Origin of the sequence: Microbacterium plantarum (genome assembly GCF_035231185.1) — a bacterium.
Classification (GTDB): Bacteria; Actinomycetota; Actinomycetes; order Actinomycetales; family Microbacteriaceae; genus Microbacterium; species Microbacterium plantarum.
Genome location: NZ_CP141117.1, coordinates 1,752,374 through 1,775,838, shown reverse-complemented (window position 1 = coordinate 1,775,838; position 23,465 = coordinate 1,752,374). Strand labels below are relative to the sequence as shown.

Annotated in this window: 24 protein-coding genes and 2 riboswitches; of the genes, 10 read left to right on the top strand and 14 right to left on the bottom strand. The window is 70.7% G+C overall.

Going from position 1 to position 23,465, the window contains the following annotated elements:
- Nucleotides 1-81: 81 nt before the first annotated feature.
- Nucleotides 82-1,446 carry an HNH endonuclease signature motif containing protein gene (locus tag VC184_RS08525; protein WP_323985773.1) on the bottom strand — a complete coding sequence of 455 codons (1,365 nt, stop codon included), beginning with the start codon at nt 1,444-1,446 and terminating at the stop codon, nt 82-84.
- Nucleotides 1,447-1,549: 103 nt separating this feature from the next.
- The gene (locus VC184_RS08520) at nt 1,550-2,146 is read right to left on the bottom strand and encodes an exonuclease domain-containing protein (protein WP_323985771.1); all 597 of its coding nucleotides are present in this window, start codon (nt 2,144-2,146) and stop codon (nt 1,550-1,552) included.
- A 109-nt stretch (nt 2,147-2,255) separates the two neighbouring features.
- Between VC184_RS08520 and ychF the strand changes: the two genes are divergently transcribed.
- From ychF to VC184_RS08505, 3 genes are all read left to right on the top strand, one after another.
- On the top strand, nt 2,256-3,335 hold the full coding sequence (gene ychF / locus VC184_RS08515; RefSeq protein ID WP_301114852.1) for a redox-regulated ATPase YchF: 1,080 nt from the start codon (nt 2,256-2,258) through the stop codon (nt 3,333-3,335).
- 52 nt (nt 3,336-3,387) lie between these two features.
- Nucleotides 3,388-3,831, top strand: coding sequence for a hypothetical protein (locus tag VC184_RS08510; RefSeq protein ID WP_323985770.1), 444 nt, complete (start codon nt 3,388-3,390; stop codon nt 3,829-3,831).
- Between the two features lie 98 nt (nt 3,832-3,929).
- Nucleotides 3,930-4,469, top strand: a complete 540-nt coding sequence (locus VC184_RS08505) for a Dps family protein (protein ID WP_112614998.1) — start codon at nt 3,930-3,932, stop codon at nt 4,467-4,469.
- Between the two features lie 100 nt (nt 4,470-4,569).
- Here VC184_RS08505 and VC184_RS08500 read toward each other — a convergent pair whose 3' ends face one another.
- Together VC184_RS08500 and VC184_RS08495 are read right to left on the bottom strand one after the other, a co-directional pair.
- Nucleotides 4,570-5,607, bottom strand: a complete 1,038-nt coding sequence (locus VC184_RS08500) for a zinc-dependent alcohol dehydrogenase family protein (protein ID WP_323985768.1) — start codon at nt 5,605-5,607, stop codon at nt 4,570-4,572.
- A gap of 66 nt (nt 5,608-5,673) precedes the next feature.
- Nucleotides 5,674-6,036, bottom strand: coding sequence for a hypothetical protein (locus VC184_RS08495; RefSeq protein WP_112614994.1), 363 nt, complete (start codon nt 6,034-6,036; stop codon nt 5,674-5,676).
- 192 nt (nt 6,037-6,228) lie between these two features.
- Here VC184_RS08495 and VC184_RS08490 point away from each other — a divergent pair, with 192 nt between their 5' ends.
- Complete coding sequence (locus VC184_RS08490) at nt 6,229-6,489, top strand: hypothetical protein (protein WP_323985766.1); 261 nt, start codon at nt 6,229-6,231, stop codon at nt 6,487-6,489.
- 27 nt (nt 6,490-6,516) lie between these two features.
- Here the strand turns inward: VC184_RS08490 and VC184_RS08485 are convergent, their stop codons facing one another.
- The gene (locus VC184_RS08485) at nt 6,517-6,642 is read right to left on the bottom strand and encodes a hypothetical protein (RefSeq protein WP_258524558.1); all 126 of its coding nucleotides are present in this window, start codon (nt 6,640-6,642) and stop codon (nt 6,517-6,519) included.
- Between the two features lie 238 nt (nt 6,643-6,880).
- The gene (locus tag VC184_RS08480) at nt 6,881-7,279 is read right to left on the bottom strand and encodes a glucose-6-phosphate dehydrogenase (RefSeq protein ID WP_112614988.1); all 399 of its coding nucleotides are present in this window, start codon (nt 7,277-7,279) and stop codon (nt 6,881-6,883) included.
- A 167-nt stretch (nt 7,280-7,446) separates the two neighbouring features.
- On the opposite strand from VC184_RS08480, the gene VC184_RS08475 reads away from it, so the two are divergent.
- Nucleotides 7,447-8,361 (top strand): alcohol dehydrogenase catalytic domain-containing protein, encoded by a 915-nt coding sequence (locus VC184_RS08475; protein ID WP_323985764.1) that lies wholly within the window; start codon nt 7,447-7,449, stop codon nt 8,359-8,361.
- Nucleotides 8,362-8,411: 50 nt separating this feature from the next.
- On the opposite strand, the gene VC184_RS08470 is transcribed toward VC184_RS08475, so the two are convergent.
- On the bottom strand, nt 8,412-8,960 hold the full coding sequence (locus VC184_RS08470; RefSeq protein WP_112614984.1) for a type 1 glutamine amidotransferase domain-containing protein: 549 nt from the start codon (nt 8,958-8,960) through the stop codon (nt 8,412-8,414).
- Nucleotides 8,961-9,049: 89 nt separating this feature from the next.
- On the opposite strand from VC184_RS08470, the gene VC184_RS08465 reads away from it, so the two are divergent.
- Nucleotides 9,050-9,175 (top strand): hypothetical protein, encoded by a 126-nt coding sequence (locus tag VC184_RS08465; RefSeq protein WP_258524557.1) that lies wholly within the window; start codon nt 9,050-9,052, stop codon nt 9,173-9,175.
- Between the two features lie 87 nt (nt 9,176-9,262).
- Here VC184_RS08465 and VC184_RS08460 read toward each other — a convergent pair whose 3' ends face one another.
- From VC184_RS08460 to VC184_RS08430, 7 genes are all read right to left on the bottom strand, one after another.
- A complete protein-coding gene (locus VC184_RS08460; RefSeq protein WP_282501024.1) occupies nt 9,263-10,771 on the bottom strand; it encodes a DHA2 family efflux MFS transporter permease subunit in 1,509 nt (502 codons plus the stop codon).
- Between the two features lie 144 nt (nt 10,772-10,915).
- Entirely contained in the window at nt 10,916-11,872 is a 957-nt protein-coding gene (locus tag VC184_RS08455) for a glycosyltransferase family 2 protein (protein WP_274177968.1), read from the bottom strand.
- Nucleotides 11,869-12,999 carry a cysteine desulfurase family protein gene (locus tag VC184_RS08450; protein WP_323985762.1) on the bottom strand — a complete coding sequence of 377 codons (1,131 nt, stop codon included), beginning with the start codon at nt 12,997-12,999 and terminating at the stop codon, nt 11,869-11,871. The genes VC184_RS08455 and VC184_RS08450 overlap by 4 nt, the downstream gene beginning before the upstream one ends.
- On the bottom strand, nt 12,999-13,856 hold the full coding sequence (gene nadC / locus VC184_RS08445) for a carboxylating nicotinate-nucleotide diphosphorylase (protein ID WP_323987748.1): 858 nt from the start codon (nt 13,854-13,856) through the stop codon (nt 12,999-13,001). The genes VC184_RS08450 and nadC overlap by 1 nt, the downstream gene beginning before the upstream one ends.
- The gene (gene nadB, locus VC184_RS08440) at nt 13,856-15,433 is read right to left on the bottom strand and encodes an L-aspartate oxidase (protein ID WP_323985760.1); all 1,578 of its coding nucleotides are present in this window, start codon (nt 15,431-15,433) and stop codon (nt 13,856-13,858) included. Before nadB ends, nadC begins: the two co-directional genes overlap by 1 nt.
- Nucleotides 15,430-16,743 (bottom strand): quinolinate synthase NadA, encoded by a 1,314-nt coding sequence (gene nadA, locus VC184_RS08435; protein ID WP_323985758.1) that lies wholly within the window; start codon nt 16,741-16,743, stop codon nt 15,430-15,432. The genes nadB and nadA overlap by 4 nt, the downstream gene beginning before the upstream one ends.
- Nucleotides 16,744-16,753: 10 nt before the next feature.
- Nucleotides 16,754-17,449 carry an NUDIX hydrolase gene (locus VC184_RS08430; RefSeq protein WP_323985756.1) on the bottom strand — a complete coding sequence of 232 codons (696 nt, stop codon included), beginning with the start codon at nt 17,447-17,449 and terminating at the stop codon, nt 16,754-16,756.
- Between the two features lie 108 nt (nt 17,450-17,557).
- Here VC184_RS08430 and VC184_RS08425 point away from each other — a divergent pair, with 108 nt between their 5' ends.
- The 4 genes from VC184_RS08425 (at nt 17,558) to gcvP (ending at nt 23,406) form a co-directional block, all read left to right on the top strand.
- Complete coding sequence (locus VC184_RS08425) at nt 17,558-18,730, top strand: MarP family serine protease (RefSeq protein WP_269266134.1); 1,173 nt, start codon at nt 17,558-17,560, stop codon at nt 18,728-18,730.
- Nucleotides 18,731-18,805: 75 nt separating this feature from the next.
- Nucleotides 18,806-18,897: riboswitch (glycine riboswitch) on the top strand.
- Nucleotide 18,898: 1 nt separating this feature from the next.
- Nucleotides 18,899-18,987, top strand: a riboswitch (glycine riboswitch).
- A gap of 50 nt (nt 18,988-19,037) precedes the next feature.
- Nucleotides 19,038-20,150 (top strand): glycine cleavage system aminomethyltransferase GcvT, encoded by a 1,113-nt coding sequence (gcvT, locus tag VC184_RS08420; RefSeq protein WP_323985755.1) that lies wholly within the window; start codon nt 19,038-19,040, stop codon nt 20,148-20,150.
- Nucleotides 20,147-20,530, top strand: a complete 384-nt coding sequence (gcvH, locus tag VC184_RS08415) for a glycine cleavage system protein GcvH (protein WP_114589552.1) — start codon at nt 20,147-20,149, stop codon at nt 20,528-20,530. Before gcvT ends, gcvH begins: the two co-directional genes overlap by 4 nt.
- On the top strand, nt 20,527-23,406 hold the full coding sequence (gcvP, locus tag VC184_RS08410) for an aminomethyl-transferring glycine dehydrogenase (RefSeq protein WP_323985752.1): 2,880 nt from the start codon (nt 20,527-20,529) through the stop codon (nt 23,404-23,406). Before gcvH ends, gcvP begins: the two co-directional genes overlap by 4 nt.
- The last annotated feature ends 59 nt before the right edge of the window (nt 23,407-23,465 follow it).

The window sequence follows — 23,465 nt, the reverse complement described above, 5'->3', positions numbered from 1 at the left end:
GCGAGTGCGCCAGCGAGCGCAGGCCGAACCCGGTCCGTGCACGCCGAACCCACGACCAGCGCCAACCGAAGGGCGAACTCGTCAGAACGGTGGAAGCCCCGGTCCGGGTGGAGCCGCGACGGTGAATGCGACGAGTGGTGGTGGTGCGTCTTCGCGATAGACCCGTCCGGTGGGTGATGTCCAGATCAGCCTCCCGCCCGGGAGCTGTTGGACTCGCCATCGGGTGTGGTGTTTGACGTCGTGGTGTCTCTTGCAGAGGTTGGCAAGGTTGCACACGTGGGTGGCACCGCCGTCGGATGCGGCGATGGTGTGGTCGAGTTCGCAGCGGATGGCGGGTTGCCGGCATCCGGGGAACCGGCAGTGCCGATCGCGGGCCCGCAGCAGTCGCACCATCGCGGCGGTGGGCCGGTAGCTGTCGCACTCGAGCACCGTCCCGGTGACCGGATCGGTCAGCAGCCGGTCCCACGAGGTCGCGTTGCCCGCGAGTTCGCGTGCGGTGGCGGCGTCGATGGGCGAGCGTCCCGCCAGATCCGCGGGCCCTTCATCTTGACCCATCAGCGTGAGTGCCGACACGGCCACCTGCACGTGTGCCCGGATCGCGCCCAGTGTTCCGCCGCCGTCGCCGGTGCCGGTGGGATCGAGGGCCGGCGTCCCGGCGAGGAGCAGGTCGGAGAACACGTCGGCGCGAACCTGGTCGATCGTGCGGGCATCGTCGATGAACGACGACCCGTCGCGAATCGTCGTGTCGGCATCGGGTAAAGCGCCGTTCGCGTCGGCTCGAGTGTCAGGCGTCCCAGGCGCATCAGCCTGAGCCCGCGCGTTGATGATCTCCCGCGCCTGCCGCGTCAACCGGTCCACGATCCCGTCCGCGATCACCGTCGGCAAGGTCGCGATCAGGTCCGACATCCCATCCGCCCCGGGCTGCACCCACACGCCCCGCCCCGCCGCTGCTTCCTCGTGCCGCTCGGTGAACGTCCGCGGGTGAATGCGCTCGGCGATCATCCGCAGCGCGTCCCGCACCCGGTTGGGTCTCTCGCCCTCGCAGCGCTCGATCGCGACGCGTTCGAACTCCGCGCGATCTCCCGCGGGCACGATGCATCCGATCTCGTGGATCACCCGCACGTGCCCGCGGACGATGCGTCCGGCCTCCCAGGCCGCCATCGTCACCGGGTAGTTCTCGACCAGATCGCGGGCTTCATCGATGCGACGCTGCAGGGTCCGGTCGGTCGCCACGAACACCCCGGCCAACTCCGCCGCGATGCCGCGCAGAGCCATCTCGCGCGCCTTGACCTTCTCCGGTGCTCCCGCGGACTCGGACTCGGCCAGCTGGCCGGCGGCAGCGAGGAGACGAACCTCCCGGACCTGTGCCGCGCGCGCGGCATCCGCTATGCCCTCGGCATCCGCGACCAGCTGAGCGAGTGTGTCGACGTCTGCGTCGCTGCCCATCCCGCTACCAAGCCCGCCATTCGAATGCATGTTCGAATCATGTCATGGACCTCCGACATCGTGCCGGAACCTTCCACAGACCCGCGGACGACCAGCGACCCCGTCAGGCCGGGCTGAGCAGCGAAGCCCCGATCGGCTCGTGCTCGGGCACGCGCACCCCCAGCAGCATCGCTAGTTCGACGAGGTCGTGCGCGCCGGCCCGGCGAGCCGCGTCGATGGTGATGTGTGCGCAGGCGAGCGCGTCCGCGAGGGCATCGTGATGCGCGAAGTCGAGGAACCCGACGGCAGCAGCAACGAGCGGCAGCCGGTAGGAATCGAGCTGATACGTCTTCCGCGCCAGCTGCACGCTGCACACCGAGCGGATCGCCGGGAGCGCGGTATCCGTCGCCTCGCACGCGCGGCGCAGCACTGCCATGTCGAAACCCGCGTTGTGGGCCACCAGCACGTCGTCACCGATGAACTCGAGAAGCCGGGGGAGTTGCGCTACCCAGCCGGGGGCATGCTGCACCGCATCGGCGGTGATGCCGTGGATGGAGACGTTGATGTCGAAGAAGCGGTCGTGGCCCGAGGGCGGGCGAATCAACCAGCCGTCGGAGGCGACGACCTCACCGTCGCGGACGCGAACCAGGCCGACAGAGCATGCGGATGCACTGGAGGAGTTCGCCGTCTCGAAGTCGATCGCGGTGAAGTCCAGTGCCACGGGACAAGCGTCACCCGTGTCCGGAGGACGAGAAGGGAGGCGCGCCGCCGAGCCGGGCGATCCGGATCGGTCGGAGGCGATGTCGGTGGGCCACGTAGACTGGATGCCCGTGGCTCTCACCATCGGAATCGTAGGACTGCCCAACGTCGGCAAGTCGACCCTCTTCAACGCCCTGACCAAGAACCAGGTTCTCGCGGCGAACTACCCGTTCGCGACGATCGAGCCGAACGTCGGCGTGGTGAACCTCCCCGACCCGCGCCTGAAGGTGCTGGCCGAGATCTTCCACTCCGAGCGCATCCTCCCCGCCGCGGTGTCGTTCGTCGACATCGCCGGCATCGTGCGCGGTGCGTCGGAGGGTGAGGGGCTGGGCAACCAGTTCCTCGCCAACATCCGCGAGGCCGACGCGATCGCGCAGGTCGTCCGCGGCTTCGCCGACGACGACGTCGTGCACGTCGAGGGTGCGGTGAACCCGCAGAACGACATGGAGACCATCAACGCCGAGCTGCAGCTCGCCGATCTCCAGACCCTCGAGAAGGCGATCACGCGCTACGAGAAGGAGGTTCGCGGCAAGAAGCTCGATCCCTCCGTGCTCGAGGCTGCAAAGGCTGCGCAGGATGCGCTTCAGCGCGGCGAACTGCTGTCGGGAGCCGACTCCAAGATCGACCTCGCACCCATCAAGGAGCTCGGCCTGCTGACGGCCAAGCCCTTCATCTTCGTCTTCAACGTCGACGAGGCCGTTCTCACGGATGACGCGCGCAAGGCGGAACTCGCCGCGCTCGTCGCTCCTGCCCAGGCGGTGTTCCTCGACGCGAAGATCGAGTCGGAGCTCATCGACCTCGACCCCGAGGAAGCCGCAGAACTGCTCGCGTCGACCGGTCAGGACGAGTCGGGCCTCGACCAGCTCGCGCGCATCGGATTCGACACGCTGGGCCTGCAGACCTACCTCACCGCGGGCCCGAAGGAAGCGCGCGCCTGGACGATCGGCAAGGGCTGGAAGGCTCCGCAGGCTGCCGGCGTCATCCACACCGATTTCGAGAAGGGCTTCATCAAGGCCGAGGTCATCTCGTTCGAGGACCTCGTCGCGACCGGCTCGGTCGCCGAGGCCCGCGCGAAGGGCAAGGCGCGCCTCGAGGGCAAGGACTACGTCATGCAGGACGGCGACGTCGTGGAGTTCCGCTTCAACGTCTGACGCCCTGCCGCTATCGGTGAAGCCCACCGCCCACGGCTGGCACAATCGAGGCATGCCACGCGAGCGCGCCGGAGATCCGCAGTACGACGGGTCGCCCGGTGTCGACACGCCCACAGATGACACTCTGCAGGCGTACGACCGACGAATCGGAGCGCTCGTGATCGAAGACCAGGTCGTCGGTCATGTGGCGAGCGTCGTCCGCGAGATGCGATTTCCGTCGAGGCAGCGCTGGTTGTGGTTCACCGTCGTGTGGCCCGATGGATCGCGTGAGCTCCCCTTCGAGGACTACGGTCCTGGATGGCACACGGTTCGCGAGCTCGAGGCCGGGTACCTTGCTTACCACCTGCAAAGCACGGTGCACGAGCGGCGTCTGTTGGGCCGCCACTGGCTCTCGGCGAGGTGGGGTGCGTCGCAGACGTTCGGCGTGCGATGGCTCGAGGGAGACGTCGCCGCTCGTCGTTGGCTCGAACTCGGTCTTCGTGACGAAGACTTCTGAACACCCGTTACCAGCCCCCGCACGTTCCATCAACCGGTGGGCGCCGCGCCCTCGCCCTGCCTAGCGTGGATGTCATCTCGACTCGAGGAGGCAACACTATGGCCACGAACACCACCACCACGCGCAACAAGCGCCGCGCTTCCGGCGCCGGTCTGACCAACGAGCAGAACGCCGAGAGCGGCTTCCGCGCCTCGCAGAAGCTCAGCGAGAACACCCAGAAGGTGCTCGTCGACCTCATCGAGCTGTCGCTCCAGGGCAAGCAGGCGCACTGGAACGTCGTCGGACGCAACTTCCGCGACACCCACCTCCAGCTCGACGAGATCATCGACGCCGCCCGCGAGTTCGCCGACACCGTCGCCGAGCGCATGCGTGCGCTTCACGCCCTCCCGGATGGCCGCAGCGACACCGTCGCCGAGACCACGACGCTGCCCGAGTTCCCGCAGGGCGAGATCGACACCGCCGAGGTCATCGACCTGATCACCGAGCGCCTCGAGGCGACGATCGGCACGTGCCGTGATGTGCACGACGAGGTCGACGAGGAAGACCCGACGACCGCCGACATCCTGCACTCGATCCTCGAGCGCCTCGAGCAGCTCGCCTGGATGGTCAGCGCCGAGAACCGCAAGCCCCAGGGCTGATATGCCCCAGGGCTGACCAAGTCCCGGCCGGGTAGTCCCGGCGACGAAGACCCCGCTCGTGACCACTGCGTCCGGGCGGGGTCTTCGCGTATCGCGTGTGTCAGACCAGCCGCGGATCGATCATCGTCATGCCCGCCGCTGCCGCGGTGTCCATGGCCGGCAACAGTCGCGCACCTTCCTCCAGTCCGACGACCCGCTGCACGAGGTCCTGCGGGCGCAGGCTGCCGTCGCCGATCAGCGCCATCATTCCGGGGTAGTCCACTGCTGCCATGCCGTGGCTGCCGAGCAGGTCGAGCTCCCACGCGATGACGCGGGCCAGGGGAGCGGCGCTACGACCGGATGCCGAGGGCAGCAGCCCGATCTGCACATGACGTCCTCGACGACGCAGGCTCAGAATCGCATCGGATGCGGTCTGCTCGCTGCCCACCGCATCGACCGAGACGTGGCTGCCCCCGCCCGTCAGCTCGTGAACGACGGCGGGGACGTCCTGCCCGTCAGCGACGACGTGTTCGGCGCCGAGCTCCGAGGCGGTCTGCAAAGCGCCAGGCGACCGGTCGACCGCGATGACCCGCGCTCCCAGAGCCCGTGCGATCATCACGGCGCTGAGGCCGACACCGCCTGCGCCGACGATCGTGATCCACTCGCCGCCGCTCAGGGTCGCCCGGGCGATCAGCGCGCGGTACGCCGTGGCGAAGCGGCATCCGAGCGCCGCCGCGGCTTCGAACGAGACGCCGTCGGGGATGCCGACGAGGTTGACGTCGGCCGCGGGCACGACGACCCGCTCGGCGAACGAGCCGGCGTAGGTGAAGCCGGGCTGCTGCTGGTGCGGGCAGACCTGGGCGTCCCCGCGTGCGCACCACTCGCATCGACCGCAGCCGATCACGAACGGCGTCGTGACGCGATCACCCACCTGCCAGCCCGCGACTTCCGCACCGACCTCGGAGATGACACCTGAGAACTCATGCCCGGGGGTGTGGGGGAGTGCGATGTCGTCGTGGCCGGCCCAGGCGTGCCAGTCGCTTCGACAGAGCCCGGTGGCGCGCACCGACACCACCACCCCGTCGGCGGGGACGCTCGGATCGGCCACCTCGCGAACCGTCACCGGCCCGCGGATGCTGTCCATGACCATCGCTCGCACGTTCGGCCACGCTACGCCATCGAGCGAGTCAGCGCCGCACGGTCGACGGCAGTGTGACGCGAAAGGTCAGGCGTCGCGGAAGCCCTCGAGGTCGGGGTCCCACTGTGCGGGTGCCTCGTCGTCGAGGGCATAGAGGTGAGCGCCCTCGGAACGGCGCTGAGGGTAGCTCTCGTGTGCTCGAAGGTCTTCCGCCCCCTCGGAGAAGTCCGGTTCATCGGCGTCCCAGTCGATGGGCGCGGACAGCACGTCGTTGCCGACCCCGATGACAAGTTCGGCCTCATCGACACGCCCGCTCGGTTCGAGCACGATCGGAATCCTCACGGCTTCGGCGCGGCCGTAATTGGCGACCGCCGCCGTGAGCTCCACCAGTGCCTCCGCAACGTCATCCGTCGTGATCACCGTGTCGCCCGCGTACGTGATTCGTCTCATGACAACACTGTGTCGGCTAGCGCCGCCGGGCACCTCGCACTTGCGCTGACGATCGTCATCGGATACGGCTCGCATCGGCCGAGGATCATTGCACGAGGCTCCCGGCTGGTCAACGCGCCTGACGCGATCGGCGGCGCTGCCTAGCGTGGTCGAGAGCGTCGGAATCGGCGCGCCGACAGCGAGGGAGACGTGATGAGCCAGCAGGACCCGGCGACCGACCAGGAACCGCTCTCCGAGCCGGAGGCGGTCCGCAAGGACATGCGCTACAGCCCGGCCAGCGACACCGAGACCCGTGAGAAGCAGGACGAGGCCCCGACCAGCCCCGACGAGGACGTCGATGACGAGCTCGTGCGTGCGCGTCCGGGAACCGGCGGTCCCGACGATGTCGGCGACGTCGATTTGCCCGCCGAAGACCTCAATCTGCCGTGGCGCGACGACGAGGCGGGCGCCTGACAGTCCACCGTCTGTTGGCGCGGGCGATCAGTTCCACCCGACGGTGTTGAACCACTGAGCCCGGGCCTCGGCCTCGGCGGCATCCGTCGTGCCGCGGAAGGCGTCGTGGCGGTCGATGCGACCCTCGCTCAATTCGACGAAGGCCGTGCACACGGGGCACAGTCCCCGTCCGAAGGGAAACCCGCCGGGCAGTGTCGGCGACGGCTGCGCAGGCTCACCGCTGCCCGAGCATCGTGGCGGATCGGCCTGCGCGTCTGACCACATCTGCGACGTTCCGAGCCGGTTATGCAGCCCCGCGTGTCCCCTCGGGCGGGTGCACAATGCCGATCCGCGGCGGGACCGGCACCACAGCGCGGTCGGATAGTTCGCGGCGGCCGGTTCGCTCACGCCGTCAGATCCGGATGCCGCAGACGCCGCACTCGCCCGCGGCGGACACCTCGACGAAGCAGTCCGGGCACATCGCGCGGACGACATCCGAGGGTGCGGGCGCCTTCGGAGTGCGCGGCGCTGCAGCGCGGGGCGCGGCGCGTCGCGCGGGTGCCGGACGTGTCGCGACCGCGACGGGTTGCTTGCGCTCCGGAACGTGCGACTCGCAGTAGAACCGGACGAAGCCGCCGTGGTTGGTCGGGTGGCGGTGCTTGACCGCCCACAGGTGGTCGCGATCATGGGCACCGGCGTCGGCGGGGCAGGCGGCGCATCGCGCGGGATCACCCGGCATGACGTCGGCGACGCGGTAGGGCGTCTCGTAGGTGAGGCGATCGCGCCAGTCGGCCGAGTCGACGATTCTCATGATGGTCCTCTCCGGCACTCGCGCGCCGGATTCCAGCGTACCCGCGGCGCCGGGGAGGCGGTCCGCCCACCATCCGGTGAACATTCGCGAAACGGCGTGCGCCGCCGCGCCGCGGGCCCGGCGGCCTTTGCGACAGTGAGGGGGTCACCACGGGCGAGAGGGCGCGAATGGAACTGGCGACCCCGGCACCGATGGACGTGCTGCTGCGTCCTGCTGCACTGGCACGCGCATGGATGGGGCCGGGCCGCGACCAGGAGACGATCGCCGTGCCCGGCGTCGTGCTCGGGCCGGGCGAAGTGCTCGTCCGTGTCGAGCTCGTCACGATCACCGAGGACGACATCGCGATCACGGACGGTGAGGAGCAATGCCCGGTGCCGACGGTCCTCGGCCGTGAGTTCGTCGGCAGGGTCGCGGCGCTCGGCGGCGCGGTCGCGGCGGCGGACGGCATTCCGCTCGAGCTCGGGGAGCGCGTCGTGAGCGCCGTGGGACCGCATGAGCGCATCGGAGCCCATCGCGAACTCGTGGGCGGCTTCGCGACGCACGTGCATCTGGTCACCGGCACGCCGATCGTCCGTGTGGGCGAGGCGCTCCCCGCCTGCATCCTGGCCCCCGTGTCGGGCGCGGTCGCGCGAGCGGCCGGGCTCGTGCGACGGCTGGAAGAGATCTCCGATCCCGAGGACCTGCTCGTGACCATCGCCGGCACCGGCGCCGATCCGCTCGTGCTGTCCGCCATGATCGCCGAGCGGGGTGGACGAGCGCGGCTCGCCTCAGCCGATCCGCGGGTGCGCGCGCGGGCCGAGCGCTTCGGCGCTGCGCTGGCGCCCGAGCACGTGCCCGAGACGGATCTGAGCGCGCGCTTCCGTACCGCGAGCGAAGCCTCACCGGAAACGACCCTGCGGGTCGGCGTGCCGACATCCGCCGACCTCGAGGCTGCCGTCGCCTTCATGCGCGCCCCGGGCACCCGCCGCTACCCGTTCGCCGACCTCGTCTCGACGCCCTTGCCGCTCGACCGGCTCGACGACGCGATCGAGCTTGCCCGGTCGGGTCGCCACCTGCGCGTGGCGATCGCCCCCGGAGCCTGAGCTCGCGGGGGCGATCGGAAGCCGTGTCGGCGGCGTTCAGGACCGACGGGTCACGCGGTCTGGCCGGCGTGCTCGCCTTCTTCGATCTCCTCGATGACCTTCGCGTTGAAGGCCGGGAGGTCATCGGGCGTTCGGCTCGAGACGAGGCCCTGGTCCACGACGACCTCCTCGTCGACCCAGGTGGCACCGGCGTTCATCAGATCGGTGCGCAGGCTCGGGAAGCTCGTCAGGGTGCGGCCCGAGAGGACGTCGGCCTCGGTCAGGATCCACGCCGCGTGGCAGATCGCGCCAACGGGCTTGTGCTGTTCGAAGAACGCGCGCGCGAAGTCGACCGCGTTCGCGTCGAGTCGCAGGTTGTCGGCGTTGACGACGCCGCCCGGAAGCACGAGCGCGTCGTACTCGTCGGCCTCGGCATCCGCCGTGACGACGTCGACCTTCTGGGTGTGGCCGTTCTTGCCGGTGATCTCGCCCGATTCGGGGGCGATCATGACGACGGTCGCGCCCGCGTCGGAGACGGCCTGCCAGGGCGAGGTCAGCTCGCTGTCCTCGAAGCCGTCGGTTGCCAGGAATGCGATTTTCTTGCCATCGAGAGTGCTCATGTCGCCGACGCTACGCGCGGCCGACGGCGGCTGCGACGCGCTTGACACGCTCCGCGACGCATGGTCCGCTGCGGGGTTACGATGGCGATATGTCCACAGCATCCACGCCCCAGCCTCAGACACTGCAGCCGGTTCCCGATGAGAAGAACCTGCTGGTCACCGCGAACGACGACGCAGGTTCCTGCTGCGGCGGAGGATGCTGCTCGACCTCTTGAACCTCGCCTCGAGGCGTACGACGAAGCCGCCGGTGCATGACGCACCCGGCGGCTTCGTCGTTCTCGCGCGATGGCGGTGAGGCCGGCTCAGTGCGCCGCGGGCACGCCTTCGGGGCTGTCGGCCGGCTTGCGGATGAGCAGCGCCCCGATGATCAGCGGCGACGCGATGATCGCGGCCACGAAGAAGGCCGCCCGCGCGCCCGCGGCGCCGGCCGCCGTCGTCCCCGGATCGGCGGCGCCGGCCTCGGCAGCGGCCATCACCGTGATGAGCAGAGCGATGCCCGCGGCGCCCGCGACCTGCTGGATGGTCGAGACGATCGCGCTGCCGTACGAGTAGAACCGCGGCTGCAGAGAGCCGAGGGATGCCGTGAACAGCGGCGTGAACGACATCGCCAGGCCGAGCGAGAGACACGTCTGCAGCGTGAGCAGCAGCCATACCGACGTGTTCTCGGTGAGGGTGGTGAAGCTCCACAGGATGCCGGTGACGATGACGGCTCCGGGGACGAGGAGCACGCGCGTGCCCCAGCGGTCGTAGATGCGCCCGATGAACGGGCCGGCGATGCCCATCGCGAGAGAGCCCGGCAGGACGATCAGCCCGGACTCGAGCGCGGAGAGCCCGAGGACGTTCTGCATGTACAGCGGCAGCAGGGTGATCGCGCCGAAGAACGCCATGGACATGACGCCCAGCTGGGCCACCGAGAGCGAGAAGTTGGCCGAGCGGAACACGCGCAGGTCGAGCAGCGCCTCGTCGTTGCGCTGCAGCACGAGCTGACGCCACACGAACGCGCCGAGCGCCACGACCCCGACCGACAGGGAGATGATGAGCGGCAGGTTCGACGCGGGCGCCGCGGCCGCGGCATCCCCGCCGCCGTGGCCTCCGGCGCCGATCTGGCTGAGCCCGAACACGAGGCCTCCGAAACCGAAGGCCGAGAGCACGACGGAGAAGACGTCGAGTGGCGCGCGCCGGGTCTCGCCGAGGTTGTGGATCCAGCGGACGCCGATCGCGAGCGAGACCAGGGCGATCGGGAGGACGACGCCGAAGATCCAGCGCCAGCTGAGGGTGTCGAGGAGGAACCCGGACAGCGTCGGCCCGATCGCGGGAGCGAGCGACATCACGATGCTGACCCGGCCCATCATGCGGCCCCGAGCGTGGGGCGGGACGACCGTCATCAGCGTCGTCATCAGCAGCGGCATCATGATCGCGGTTCCCGAAGCCTGCACGACACGCGCGACGAGGAGGAAACCGAAGCTCTGCGCCAGGACGGCGATGAGCGTTCCCGTCGAGAACAGGCTCATCGCAGCGGTGAAGACAGCCCGCGTCGTCAGACGTTGCAGCAGGAAGCCGGTGATCGGGATCACCACCGCCATCGTGAGCATGAACGCGGTCGTGAGCCACTGCGCCGCCACCGCCGTGATGCGGAAGTCGGTGATCAGGTGCGGGATCGCGACGCCCATGGTCGTCTCGTTCAGGATCGCGACGAAGGCGGCGACGAGCAGGAGCCAGATCACCCGGTTCGCCTCGGCGGTCACGACGGTGGGCACGGCGGGCGATGCGGCGGATGCGGGGGCGTTCGTGGACGACGGCGCGACGGCCATGGGCAACTCCTCGGTCGGAAGATCGGTCGTCACCCGAGGGCGGACTCCGCAGGGCCAACGCCCCGACGGATCGATTATTCCCGGGGCCGACGACACGGCGCCAGCATCAGCTTCCGGTCGGTCGACGCGGATGCGCGCGGCGGATCACCAGAGGCGGGCGATGTCCCACAACTCCGCGGCTGCCGGGTCGGCGGCCCGGTGACCCGGTGCTCGTTCCCGGAAGTCGCGGACCAGCCCGCCGATCCGCCGACGGTACTCGGGATCGGGATGGGTCGCGGCGATGCGCACGAGCGGGGGAACGTCCATGTCGAGCACGAGCCGGACCCGGGCCGTGGCCGCGGCACGGGCATCGGCGGCGTCGAGCACCGCCAGGCCCGACCGCAGCGCATCGAGATAGTCGATGAGCACGGGCAGCTGTGCACGGTGCTGCGTGATCGACGACCCGTCCGCCCGCTCGCGCCAGTGCACGACGACGTCCGGAATCACGTCGAACGCTCGGGCGCGGGTGTACATCTGCTGTGCGACCAGCTGGTCCTCGTACAGCCGGTTCTCGGGGAAGCGCAGTCGGTGACGTCGCCAGAACTCGATGCGGCTCGCTTTCGACCACGCGACGATGTTCCCCGATGCCTCGGGATGGTCGGCGAGGGTGGTCCCGATGCGGGCAGGCCGAGTGGATGCCGCGACCCAGGGTTGCACGGGGCCCGGGACGTAGCCCTCATCGGTCGGACGCAGTCGCACGTAGGCCCCGGCGACGAAGTCGGAGCCCGAAGCGTCGAGCGTTCCGATCCAGCGCTCCAGGGCCGACGGGGTGAGGACGTCGTCCGCGTCGAGGAAGGCGACGAACGGGGTGTCGACCCGATCGAGCCCCGCGTTCCGTGCGGCACCCAGCCCGACGGCGCGATCGTGTGCGATCACGCGGAACCGCTCGTCCGACGCGGCCGCTTCCGCGAAGATGCGTCCGGTCGTGTCGCGCGATCCGTCGTCGATGAGGATCGCGGTCCACTCGCCGAGGGTCTGGGCCTTCAGGGAAGCCAGCGCTTCCTCGGCGTAGGGGGCGACGTCGCGGCCGGGGACGATGACGGTGACGACGGGCGAGCTCACGACCCCGATCGTACTGCCGAGACGGCGTCGGCCACCGCGCCCGCGAGCGCTCCCGCATCCGGCACCGTCGCGCGATCGAAGCTGAACCGCACCGCGGTGCGGGCGTCATCGGCGTCGAGACCCATCGCCGTCAAGACGTGCGACGGCTCGTCGCTGCCCGCGGCGCATGCCGACCCGCTGCTCGTGACTATTCCACGCCGTTCCAGTTCGAGGAGCACGGCCTCGCCCGAGGTCGCGGCGAACGTGAACGAGGCGAGGCCCGGAAGCCTCCGATCAGGGTCGCCGGTCGCGCGCGATCCGGGGACGGTGCCGAGCACGCGGCTCGTGAATGCGTCGCGCGCCGCCGCGGCCCGCGCAGCGGCCTCGGGGCGCTCGCGCTCGGCCAGCTCGAGCGCGAGCGCGAGGCCCACCGCCCCCGCGACGTTCTGCGTGCCCGAGCGCCGGCCGCGCTCCTGGCCGCCGCCGTGGATCACGGGCTCGAGGGGGAGCCGGCCGCGGACCGCCAGCACACCGATGCCCTGCGGCGCGCCGATCTTGTGGCCCGCGACCGACAGAGCCGAGGCGCCCGTGCCGGTGAGGGGAAGCCACCCGGCCGCCTGCACGGCATCGGTGTGCACCGGGACCGAACCCGCTGCTCGCGCGATCGCCGCGACATCCTGAACGGTTCCGACCTCGTTGTTGGCGTAGCCGATGCTCACGACGGCGGTGTCATCGCGCACGGCTCGGGCGACGGCGTCGGGGTCGACGCGTCCGAGCGAGTCCACGGGCAGGACGTCGACGTCGTATCGATGCATGCGCTGGAGGTAACGACAGACCGCCAATACCGAATCGTGCTCCACCGCCGTCGTGACGATGTGGCCGGGAGCGCGTCCGCGGGCCCCGAGGGCGGTGCCCGCGATCGCGAGGTTGTTCGCCTCGGTTCCTCCGGACGTGAAGACGATGTCGCCGGCGCGCATGCCGACCACCGCCGCCACCCGCCGCCGCGCGTCGTCGAGGGCGCCGGCGACGTCTTCACCGACCGTGTGGATGCTCGACGGGTTGCCGAATCGCCCGGTGAGGAATGGTGCCATCGCCTCGAGCACCTCACGACGCACCGGACCGCCCGCGGCGTGGTCGAGGTACAGCATCAGCGCGCGTCGACGACGAGGTCGAGCCCGAGGTCGAGCGAGGGCGCGGAGTGCGTGAGCGCTCCGACGGAGATCACGTCGACACCGGTCTCGGCGATCGCACGCACGCTCTCGAGCGACACTCCGCCCGACGCCTCGACGACCGCGCGACCGGAGACGATGGCGACCCCGCGGCGCAGATCGTCCAGCGAGAAGTTGTCGAGCATGATCGTGTCCACGCCGGCGGCGAGCACGGGCTCGATCTGATCGATGCGGTCGACTTCCACCTCGACGTGGGTCGTGTGAGGAAGGTCATCCATCGCGCGTCGCAGCGCTTCGGTCAGCCCCGTCCCATCGGCGGTGATGACACCGAGGTGGTTGTCCTTGAGCATGACCGCATCCGACAGGGAGAACCGGTGGTTGTGGCCGCCGCCGTCCCGGACGGCCTGCCGCTCGATCAGACGCAGCCCCGGTGTCGTCTTGCGGGTGTCGACGATGCGGGCACCGGTCCCCGCGACTTCGTCGACGTAGCGACGGGTCAGCGTGGCGATCCCCGACATCCGCTGGGTGAGGTTCAATCCGACGCGTTCGGCGGTCAGCACGGCGCGCGCCGGACCGCGGACGGTGGCCAGCGTGTCACCGGGGCGGATGCGCGAGCCGTCGGGCACGTCGATCACGACGTCGCAGCTCGGATCGGTGAGCGCGAAAGCCGCGGCGAAAACTGCCCCGCCGCTGAGGATGCCGTCGACGCGCGAGACGAGCGCGGCCGTGGCCCGCGCCGCCCCGGGGATGAAGGCGGTGCTGGTGAGATCGCCCCATGGGGCGTCCTCATCGAGTGCGGGGCCGACGACGGCAGCGATCTGTCGGGGTGTGAGCATCATGCGACCTTCTCGGGAGCGGCGGCGGGTCGGACGGATTCGTCGGCGGTCAGCGGACGAGCGGTGGTGTCGTCGCTGCGGTGGTGTGCGCCGATCGATCGGGTGCGTGCGAGCGCGGCGGTGGTCATCGAGCTCGCGACGAGGAGCAGGTTGGCGTCCTCGTGTTCGCGCCGGGAGCGGGGTGCGACTGCGGCGCGCGACCACTCATCGAAGATGTCGAGCGCGAGAGCGAGCCCGGAGGCGTCCCGCTCGAGTCCGACGTGCCGCCACATGAGCGACTGCAGGGCCGCCCGGCTGAACGGTCCGTTCGCCGGTATCCGTCGCGGCGCACGGGACCGGCCCGCCACGGCGCGAGGTGACGACGAGACGCTCGGAGACGCCGTTGCGACCCGCGGGTCGCCGTCGACGACGGCATCCGCGGTGCGCAGGGCGAACACGACGGCTTCGAGCAGCGAGTTGGAGGCCAGCCGATTGGCGCCGTGCACGCCCGTGCGCGCGACCTCGCCGACCGCGAACAGCCCGTCGACGTCGGTCCGACCGTCGAGATCGGTCACGACGCCGCCCATGAGGTAGTGCGCGGCGGGAGTGACGGGAACCGGATGCCGCGACCAATCCCATCCGCGCGCCCGCACGGACTTGTCGATCGTCGGGAACCGGTGGGCGAGGAAGGCAGCCGTCGCCGACGGAGTCTCGCGCAGACCGGTCGCGTCGAGCAGCACCGGCCGGCCGCCCTGACGCGCCATCGCCGCCGCGATCGAGCGGGCCACGACGTCTCGTGGAGCGAGTTCCGCATCGGGATGCGCATCGACGCAGAAGCGGCGCCCGCGCTCGTCGATCAACACAGCACCCTCGCCGCGCACGGCCTCCGACACGAGCGTCCCATCGGTCAGGGCGGTGGGGTGGAACTGCACGAACTCCAGGTCGGCGACGGTCGCGCCGGCGCGCAGGGCGAGCGCGATCCCGTCGGCGGTCGCCACCGCGGGATTCGTCGTGTGGGCGTACAGCTGTCCCGCCCCACCGGTCGCGAGGACCACGGCATCCGCGGCCAGCGTCTCGGTGCGGCCCTCCGAGAGCACCCGCACACCCCGCGCCGCCCCGTCGGAGACCACGACGTCGGTGACGAGAGCGTCGGAGCGGATCTGGACGGGCGCGAGAGCCAGCGCGCGGTTCAGAGCGCGCTGGATCGCGGCTCCGGTCGCATCGCCGCCGGCGTGCAGGATTCGCGGAACCCGGTGCGCACCTTCCAGGCCGAGTCGCAGCGCGCCGCTGTCGTCGCGGTCGAACGCGACCCCGATCGCCTCGAGCGTCGCGACGGCGTCCGGCCCCGCCGATGCGAGCGTGTGCACGGCGTCGCGCTCGCCGAGGCCCGCGCCGGCGCGCAGAGTGTCGTCGACGTGGGCGAGAACCGAGTCGCCCGTGGCCGTCACGGCGGCGATGCCGCCCTGCGCGTAGGCGGTGTTGCCGTCGCCGAGCGCTCTCTTCGTGACCAGGACGACCTCGCAGCCGGCGTCGGCGGCGCGCAGGGCGCACATGCCGCCGGCAAGACCGGAGCCCACGACCACGACACGCCGGGTCATGGCCGCGCCGCCAGCATCCGTTCGAGGGCGGCCCGTGCCGGCACGGCGACGTCGTCGGAGACCCGGATGCGGTTGGGGGTCCGTCCCGCGCAGAGCTCGTCGAGGACCCACGCCAGGTAGCCCGGGTGGATGCGGTACATCGTCGAGCACGGGCAGACGACGGGATCGAGGCAGAAGATGCGGTGCTGCGGGTATTGCGCGGCGAGCCGCTGGACGAGGTTGATCTCTGTGCCGACCGCGAAGATTGTGGGCTCGGTCGCGCCGTCGATCGCGCGGCGGATGTACTCCGTCGATCCCGCCTCGTCCGCGGCGTCCACGACCGGCATCGGGCACTCGGGGTGGACGATGACGCGGACGCCCGGGTGTTCCGCACGCGCCTGCGCGATCTGCTCGACGGTGAAGCGGCGGTGCACCGAGCAGAAGCCATGCCAGAGGATGACCCGAGCATCGCGCAGGGACGCCTCGTCGTTGCCGCCGAGCGGGCGGCGGGGGTTCCACATCGGCATGCGGTCGAGCGTGACCCCCATCGCCTTGGCGGTGTTGCGTCCGAGGTGCTGGTCGGGGAAGAACAGCACCCGGCGGCCGCGTGCGAAGGCCCACTCGAGCACGGTGCGGGCGTTCGAGGAGGTGCACACGATTCCGCCGTGCCGGCCGACGAAGCCCTTGATGGCGGCGGAGGAGTTCATGTACGTGACGGGGATGACGGGGAGAAGTCCTTCGGCGTCGGGGCTGCCGAGGTCGCCGTAGATCTCGCCGAGCTGCTCCCAGCACTCCTCGACCTCGTCGATCGACGCCATGTCGGCCATCGAGCATCCGGCGGCGAGGTTGGGCAGGATGACGGACTGCTCGGGCCGCGACAGCAGGTCGGCGGTCTCGGCCATGAAGTGGACGCCGCAGAAGACGATGGCCTCGGCCTCGGGGTGGGCCTTCGTCGCTTCCGCGAGCTGGAACGAGTCGCCCACGTAGTCCGCGTGCCGCACGACCTCTTCGCGCTGGTAGAAGTGCCCCAGGACGACGACCCGGTCGCCGAGGGCGGCCTTGGCGGCGGAGATGCGGTCGTGCAGCTCGTCCTCGTCCGCGGTCCGGTAGTACTCCGGGAGCTCGCCCTGGCGGGGCGCCCCGGTCGGGATGACGTCGCCCATCGACGAGCCTGGGCCGTACCCCGGCCGTGCGTCGAAGCTCCACGGTCCCGCGGCGAGATCGGTGTTGCATGTCTCGGCGTTCGACGCGCCGGCGACGATCGCCTGGATCCCGTGATCGACGCTCGGGTCGATCGGTCGCGGCGACAGCGTGAGCGGAGAAGTGGTCATGCGCGTTCCTTCATCGGGGGAGCGGCCCGCGGTCGGCGAGCTCGACGTCGTGGTTGTAGCGGTAGAGCCGGGCGGGGCGGTGGCTGCCGGTGCGGAACTCGCGTGTCGGGATGAGGGTGCCCGACCCCTCGACCTGGCGGCGGAAGTTCGCCGGATCGAGGCGCTTGCCGCCGATGGCCTCGTACACCTCGCGAAGCTCGGCGAGGGTGAACAGGTCGGGCAGAAGCCCATGCGCGATACGGCTGTAGCCGACCTTGTTGCGCAGCCGCCAGAGCGCGTACTCGATGATGCTCCGGTGGTCGAACGCCAGCTCCGGCAGATCGGCGGCGTCGAACCACGCGACGTTCTCGTCCTCGGGCAGCGGTGTCGATGCGACGTCCTCGCGCACCAGCGCCCAGTAGACGATCGACACCACTCGCGAGGGAGAGCGGCCGACGTCGCCGAAGACGTAGAGCTGCTCGAGATAGCTCGGAGCCAGCGCGGTCGTCTCGGCCAGGGTCCGGGATGCCGCAGCCTCGAGGTTCTCAGACACATCGAGCCATCCGCCAGGGAGCGCCCACTGTCCGGCGTGGGGATCGCGTGTGCGACGCACCAGGGGGAGCACGACGGAGGGAAGCTCGCCGCCGTCGTGGCGCAGGCTGAAGATGACCGTCGAGACGGCGACCCGGATGTCGTCCTGCGGCCCATCCGTGGTGGTTCGTGTCATTGTGACGCTAACTGTCGCACCGATCTTATAGTCATCGCGACACGAAGCGCAAAATGGGGGACTCACAGCGGGACGCCGTACGCTGGCCTCCGTTCCCGAGGAGGTCCTGTGCTGCTGGTCGACGTCATCGTCGTGATCCTCCTCGTCGGCTTCTTCGCCATCGGCGTGACACGAGGCCTCGTCGCGATCGCGGGCTCGCTCGCCGGGCTCGTCATCGGCTCGCTCCTCGCCGTATGGGCTGTGCCCCTCATCGCGCCCGGCGTCGCCGACTGGGAGTACCGGTCGCTCGTGCTCGCCATCTGCGCCATCGCGATCATCATCCTGTGCACCGCGCTCGGCACCGCTGTCGGTGCGGCGCTGCGCCGCGGCGTCGACCGAGCCAAGCTGCGCATCCTCGACCGCATCCTGGGTGCCGGCGGGGCGACGATCGCCGGCGGACTCGTCCTCCTCCTCGGCGCCGGCGCGGTCACCGCGAGCGGCATGCCGCTCGTATCCACCGCCGTGGCCTCATCGCGCGTGCTCTCGTTCATCGACGGTCTCACCCCCGACCCCGTCGACAGCGCGCTCGCCGAGGTGCGCGGATTCGTCGTCGACGAGGGGATCCCCCGCATCGGCGAGCTTCTCCGGCCCGAGGTCGCGCCGACCGCGCCCGCCGTCGCGCTCGATGATCCCGAGCTGCAGCGCGCGGCGGCATCCGTCGCCCGCATCAGCGGCACGGCCTACGCCTGCGGTGTGTCGATGACCGGGTCCGGATTCGTCGCCGCCGACGACCTCATCGTGACCAACGCCCACGTCGTGGCGGGCGTCGACACCCCCGTCGTCGAGCTGCCGGGCCGCGACGCGCGTGAAGGGCGCGTGGTGTACTTCGACCCGATCGACGACCTCGCCGTCATTGCGGTCTCGGACCTGGGCGTGGCGCCCCTGCCGGTCGTTCCGCCGGTCGCCGCGGGAGCAGCGGTCGCGGTCCAGGGATACCCGCTCGGCGGGCCCTTCACGAGCGGAGCCGCCTTCGTCCTCTCGGTGGGCTCGGCCCCCGTCCCCGACATCTACGACGAGTCCAGCGCTCCGCGTGAGATCTACGCGCTCGATGCCGACGTCCGCCCGGGCAACTCCGGCGGGCCGCTGTTGACCGACGCCGGTGAGGTCGCCGGCGTCGTGTTCGCGCGCGGCGCCGAGGACGAGCGGCGGGGCTACGCGATGACGACGACGGAGCTGCTGCCGGTGCTCGCGGGCGCCTCTGCGGACGCTCCGGCCGTGACGGCGGGGAGCTGCACGCGCTGAGCGGCCCAGTACAGCGGAGCCTGCGCGGTCTCGCGCGGTGACGCTATGCTGATCGCGCAACTGAAGACAGGCCGCATGACGCACGCGGGAGAGCCCCGGAGAATTCCGGGCACCGAAGGAGCAAGCCTCCCCGCCAATCTCTCAGGTCCGCGTACCGCGCGCGTCCGGCCGCTCTGGAAAGCGATCCCCTCGGGGATCCGCCGACGGTGAAAGCCGGGTTCGCCCGGTGAAACTCTCAGGCCCAAGACAGAGGGGGAGTTCCGGATGCCGCAGCCGTGGCAGCCGCCCGCCCGCAACGGGAGAACTCATGTCAGATCCCCGCTCCACCGTCCTGCACCATCGTCACGCTGCGCTCGGCGCATCGTTCACCGACTTCGGCGGCTGGCTCATGCCGGTCCGCTACACGTCCGACCTCGCCGAGCACCACGCGGTGCGCTCCGCCGCCGGATTGTTCGACATCTCGCACATGGCGGAGTTCGAGGTGACCGGCTCGGTCGCCGGGGACTGCCTCGACGCCGCCCTCGCCGGCAGGATCTCGACGATGGCCGTCGGGAAGGCGAAGTACTCGCTCGTCCTCGCCGACGACGGCGGGATCATCGACGATGTCATCGTCTACCGCCTCGGCGACGACCGCTTCCTCATCATCGCGAACGCGGGCAACCGCGAGCCCGTATGGGCGGCGTTGCAGGAGCGTGCCGAAGGCTGGGACGTCGAGGTGCGAGACCTCACCGATGACTACGCGCTCCTGGCCGTCCAGGGCCCGGCGGCGCTGGCGGTCCTCGAGTCCACCCCGGGCCTGTCGACGCCCGACGTCGCGCTCGCGGACACGCGGTACTACGCGTGGACCGCCGGCGAGTTCGCGGGCGAGCCGCTGCTCCTCGCACGCACCGGGTACACCGGCGAAGACGGATTCGAGCTGATGATCCCGGCCCGCGCGGCCGAAGCCCTCTGGGATGCCGTGCTCGCGGCCGGGTCACCGCTCGGGCTCGCTCCGGCGGGCCTCGCGTCGCGCGATACGTTGCGGCTCGAAGCCGGGATGCCGCTGTACGGACACGAGCTCTCGCGCGACGTCGCTCCTGCGCAGGCGGGTCTCGGCCGCGTCGTCGCCACGGACAAGGGCGCCTTCGTGGGCCGCGAGGGCCTCGAGTCCCGCGACTCCTCGGGCGGGCCGGTGCTCGTCGGTCTCGTCTCGGCGGGCCGCCGCGCCGGCCGCGCCGGCTACGCCGTGCTCGGCCCCGACGGCGAGCGCGTCGGTGTGATCACGAGCGGCGCCCTGAGCCCGACCCTCGGGCATCCCATCGCCATGGCCTACGTCGCACCCGGATACGCCGCACTCGGCACCGAGCTGGCGCTCGATGTCCGCGGTACCCGCATTCCCGCCACCGTCACCACGCTGCCGTTCTACCGGAGGAAGAAATGACCGATCTCGACGCCCTGAAGTACACCGCCGAGCACGAGTGGGTCGCCCTCTCGGGCACCACCGCGACGGTGGGCATCACCGACTACGCCGCCGAGAAGCTGGGTGACGTGGTGTTCGTCGATCTCCCTGCCGTCGGAACCGCGGTGACCGCCGATGCCGTCTGCGGCGAGATCGAATCGACCAAGTCGGTCGGCGAGCTCTACGCGCCGCTGAGCGGAACCGTCGTCGAGGTCAACGAGGCCGTCGTCGACGACCCGTCGCTCGTGAACGCCGGGCCGTTCGGCGACGGGTGGCTCGTTCGCATCGAGATCGATCCCGCCGACGCGGACGGTTTGCTCGACCGCGCCGCCTACGTCGAGCTCACCGGCGGAGACCGATGACCTCCGCTTTCGTCGCCCGTCACATCGGCACCGACGGCGCCGCGCAGCAGCGCATGCTCGAGGTCCTCGGTTATCCGGACGTCGACGCTCTGCTCGCCCGAGCCGTGCCCGCGGCCATCCAGGTCGATGCGGTGCCCGACAGCGTGATCCCGGCCGCGGCCGCCGAGCACGAGGCGCTCGCGGAGCTGCGCGAGCTGGCATCGCGCAACCGTCCGGCACGGGCGATGATCGGCCTGGGGTACTACGACACGCTCACGCCTGCCGTCATCCAGCGCAACGTCCTCGAGAACCCGTCCTGGTACACCGCGTACACGCCGTACCAGCCGGAGATCTCGCAGGGCCGCCTCGAAGCGCTCATCAACTTCCAGACGATGGTCACCGACCTGACCGGGCTCGCGACGGCGAATGCGTCCATGCTCGACGAGGCCACCGCCGTCGTCGAGGGCATGCTCGTCGCACGGCGGGCCTCGAAGTCGCGCAGCAACGTGTTCCTCGTCGACGCGGATGCGCTGCCGCAGACGAAGGCGCTGCTCGGCCATCGAGCGGCGGCGCTCGGCATCGAACTGCGCGAGATCGACTTCGCCGGCGGCGCGGGCACGGCCCCGTCCGACGAGCCGGTCTTCGGTGCATTCGTGCAGTATCCCGGTGCGTCCGGCCGTGTGTGGGATCCGAGCACGGTCATCGCGGAGGTGCAGGCTGCGGGCGGTCTCGTCGTCGTGGCGGCGGATCTCCTCGCGCTGACCCTGCTGCGATCGCCCGGCTCGCTCGGGGCGGACGTGGCCGTCGGCACCACCCAGCGGTTCGGCGTGCCGATGGGCTTCGGCGGACCCCACGCCGGGTACATGGCGGTGCGTGCCGGCCTCGAGCGCCAGCTGCCCGGACGGCTCGTCGGCGTCTCGGTCGACGCGGCGGGCGATCCCGCCTACCGGCTCTCGCTCCAGACGCGCGAGCAGCACATCCGTCGCGAGAAGGCGACGTCGAACATCTGCACCGCACAGGTCCTGCTGGCGGTCATGGCGTCGATGTACGCCGTGTACCACGGCCCGGACGGGCTCCGGCGCATCGCCGAGTCCGTCGCCGGTCACGCGGCCCTTCTCGCGGAGTGGCTGGCCGATGCGGGGGTCGAGGTCGAGCATGATGCGTTCTTCGACACGCTCGTGGTGCGCGCGCCGGGCCGGGCAGCAGGCGTCGTCGCGGCGGCCCGCGAATCCGGTTACCAGCTGTGGCACCGCGACGACGACACGGTCGGTGTCGCCGTCGACGAGACGACGACCGTCAGCGATCTGCACGCGATCGTCCGAGCATTCGGCGGTCCCGAGCAGCGCGCATTCGCATTCATCGGCGGATCGACGTGGGCTGACCGGCACGCGCCGGCGTCGCTTCGGCGCGAGGACGAGTACCTCACCCATCCGGTGTTCAACAGCCACCACTCCGAGACGGCGATGATGCGCTACCTCAAGCGCCTCGCCGACCGCGACTACGCGCTCGACCGTGGCATGATCCCGCTCGGGTCGTGCACGATGAAGCTGAACGCCGCGACCGAGATGGCCGCCGTGACCTGGCCGGAGTTCGCCCGCGTGCACCCGTTCGCACCCGCCGACGACGTGCGCGGCTATCTCGAGCTCATCGAGCAGCTCGAGGGGTGGCTCGCCGAGGTGACCGGTTACGACGCCGTGTCGCTGCAGCCCAATGCCGGCTCGCAGGGCGAGCTCGCGGGGCTGCTCGCGATCCGCGGCTATCACCGGTCGCGAGGCGACGACGACCGGACCGTCTGCCTCATCCCGTCGTCGGCGCACGGCACCAACGCCGCGTCTGCCGTGCTCGCCGGTATGCGCGTCGTGGTCGTGGCCTGCGACGAAGCGGGAAACGTCGACCTCGACGATCTCCGCGCCAAGATCGACGAGCATGCTGCGGCGCTCTCCGCTCTCATGATCACCTACCCCTCGACTCACGGGGTGTACGAGCACGAGGTGCTCGCGATCACCGATGCGGTGCACGCGGCGGGCGGTCAGGTCTACGTCGACGGCGCCAACCTCAACGCCCTCCTCGGTTTCGCGCGCTTCGGCGACCTCGGTGGCGACGTCTCGCATCTCAACCTCCACAAGACGTTCGCCATCCCGCACGGGGGCGGCGGACCGGGCGTGGGCCCCGTGGCTGCCAAGGCGCACCTGGCGCCGTTCCTGCCGTCGCACCCGCACGCCCAGCGGGCCGAGCACGCGGGCGGGTTCGTCTTCGAGGGCGGTCCGGTCTCGGCCGCGCCCTACGGCTCGGCATCCATCCTTCCGATCTCGTGGGCGTACGTGCGCATGCTGGGGGCAGCCGGGCTGCGGGCGGCCACGGGAGCTGCGGTGCTCGCGGCGAACTACATCGCGGCGCGGCTACGCGAGCACTATCCGGTGCTCTACGCCGGCGAAGGCGGACTCGTCGCGCACGAGTGCATCCTGGATCTGCGTCCTCTGCGGGAGCGCACCGGCATCACCGTGGACGACGTCGCGAAGCGGCTGATCGACTACGGCTTCCACGCGCCGACGATGTCGTTCCCGGTGGCGGGGACGCTCATGGTCGAGCCGACGGAGTCGGAGGACCTCGCCGAGATCGACCGTTTCGTCGAGGCGATGATCGCGATCCGCGCCGAAGCCGACCGGGTCGCCGCGGGGGAGTGGCCGGCCGATGACAACCCGCTCGTCGGCGCGCCGCACACGGCTGAAGCGGCGGTCGCGTCGGCCTGGTCGCACGCTTACTCGCGCGAAGAGGCCGTCTATCCCGTGCGGTCCCTCGTCCGCGGCAAGTACTGGCCACCGGTGCGTCGTATCGACCAGGCCTACGGCGACCGCAACCTCGTGTGCGCCTGCCCGCCGCCGGAGGCCTTCGCCTGACGCCCCCGGCGTCGCGAGAACGCACCGTCCCGTCGAGCTCGCACCGTTCAGCGTGCGTG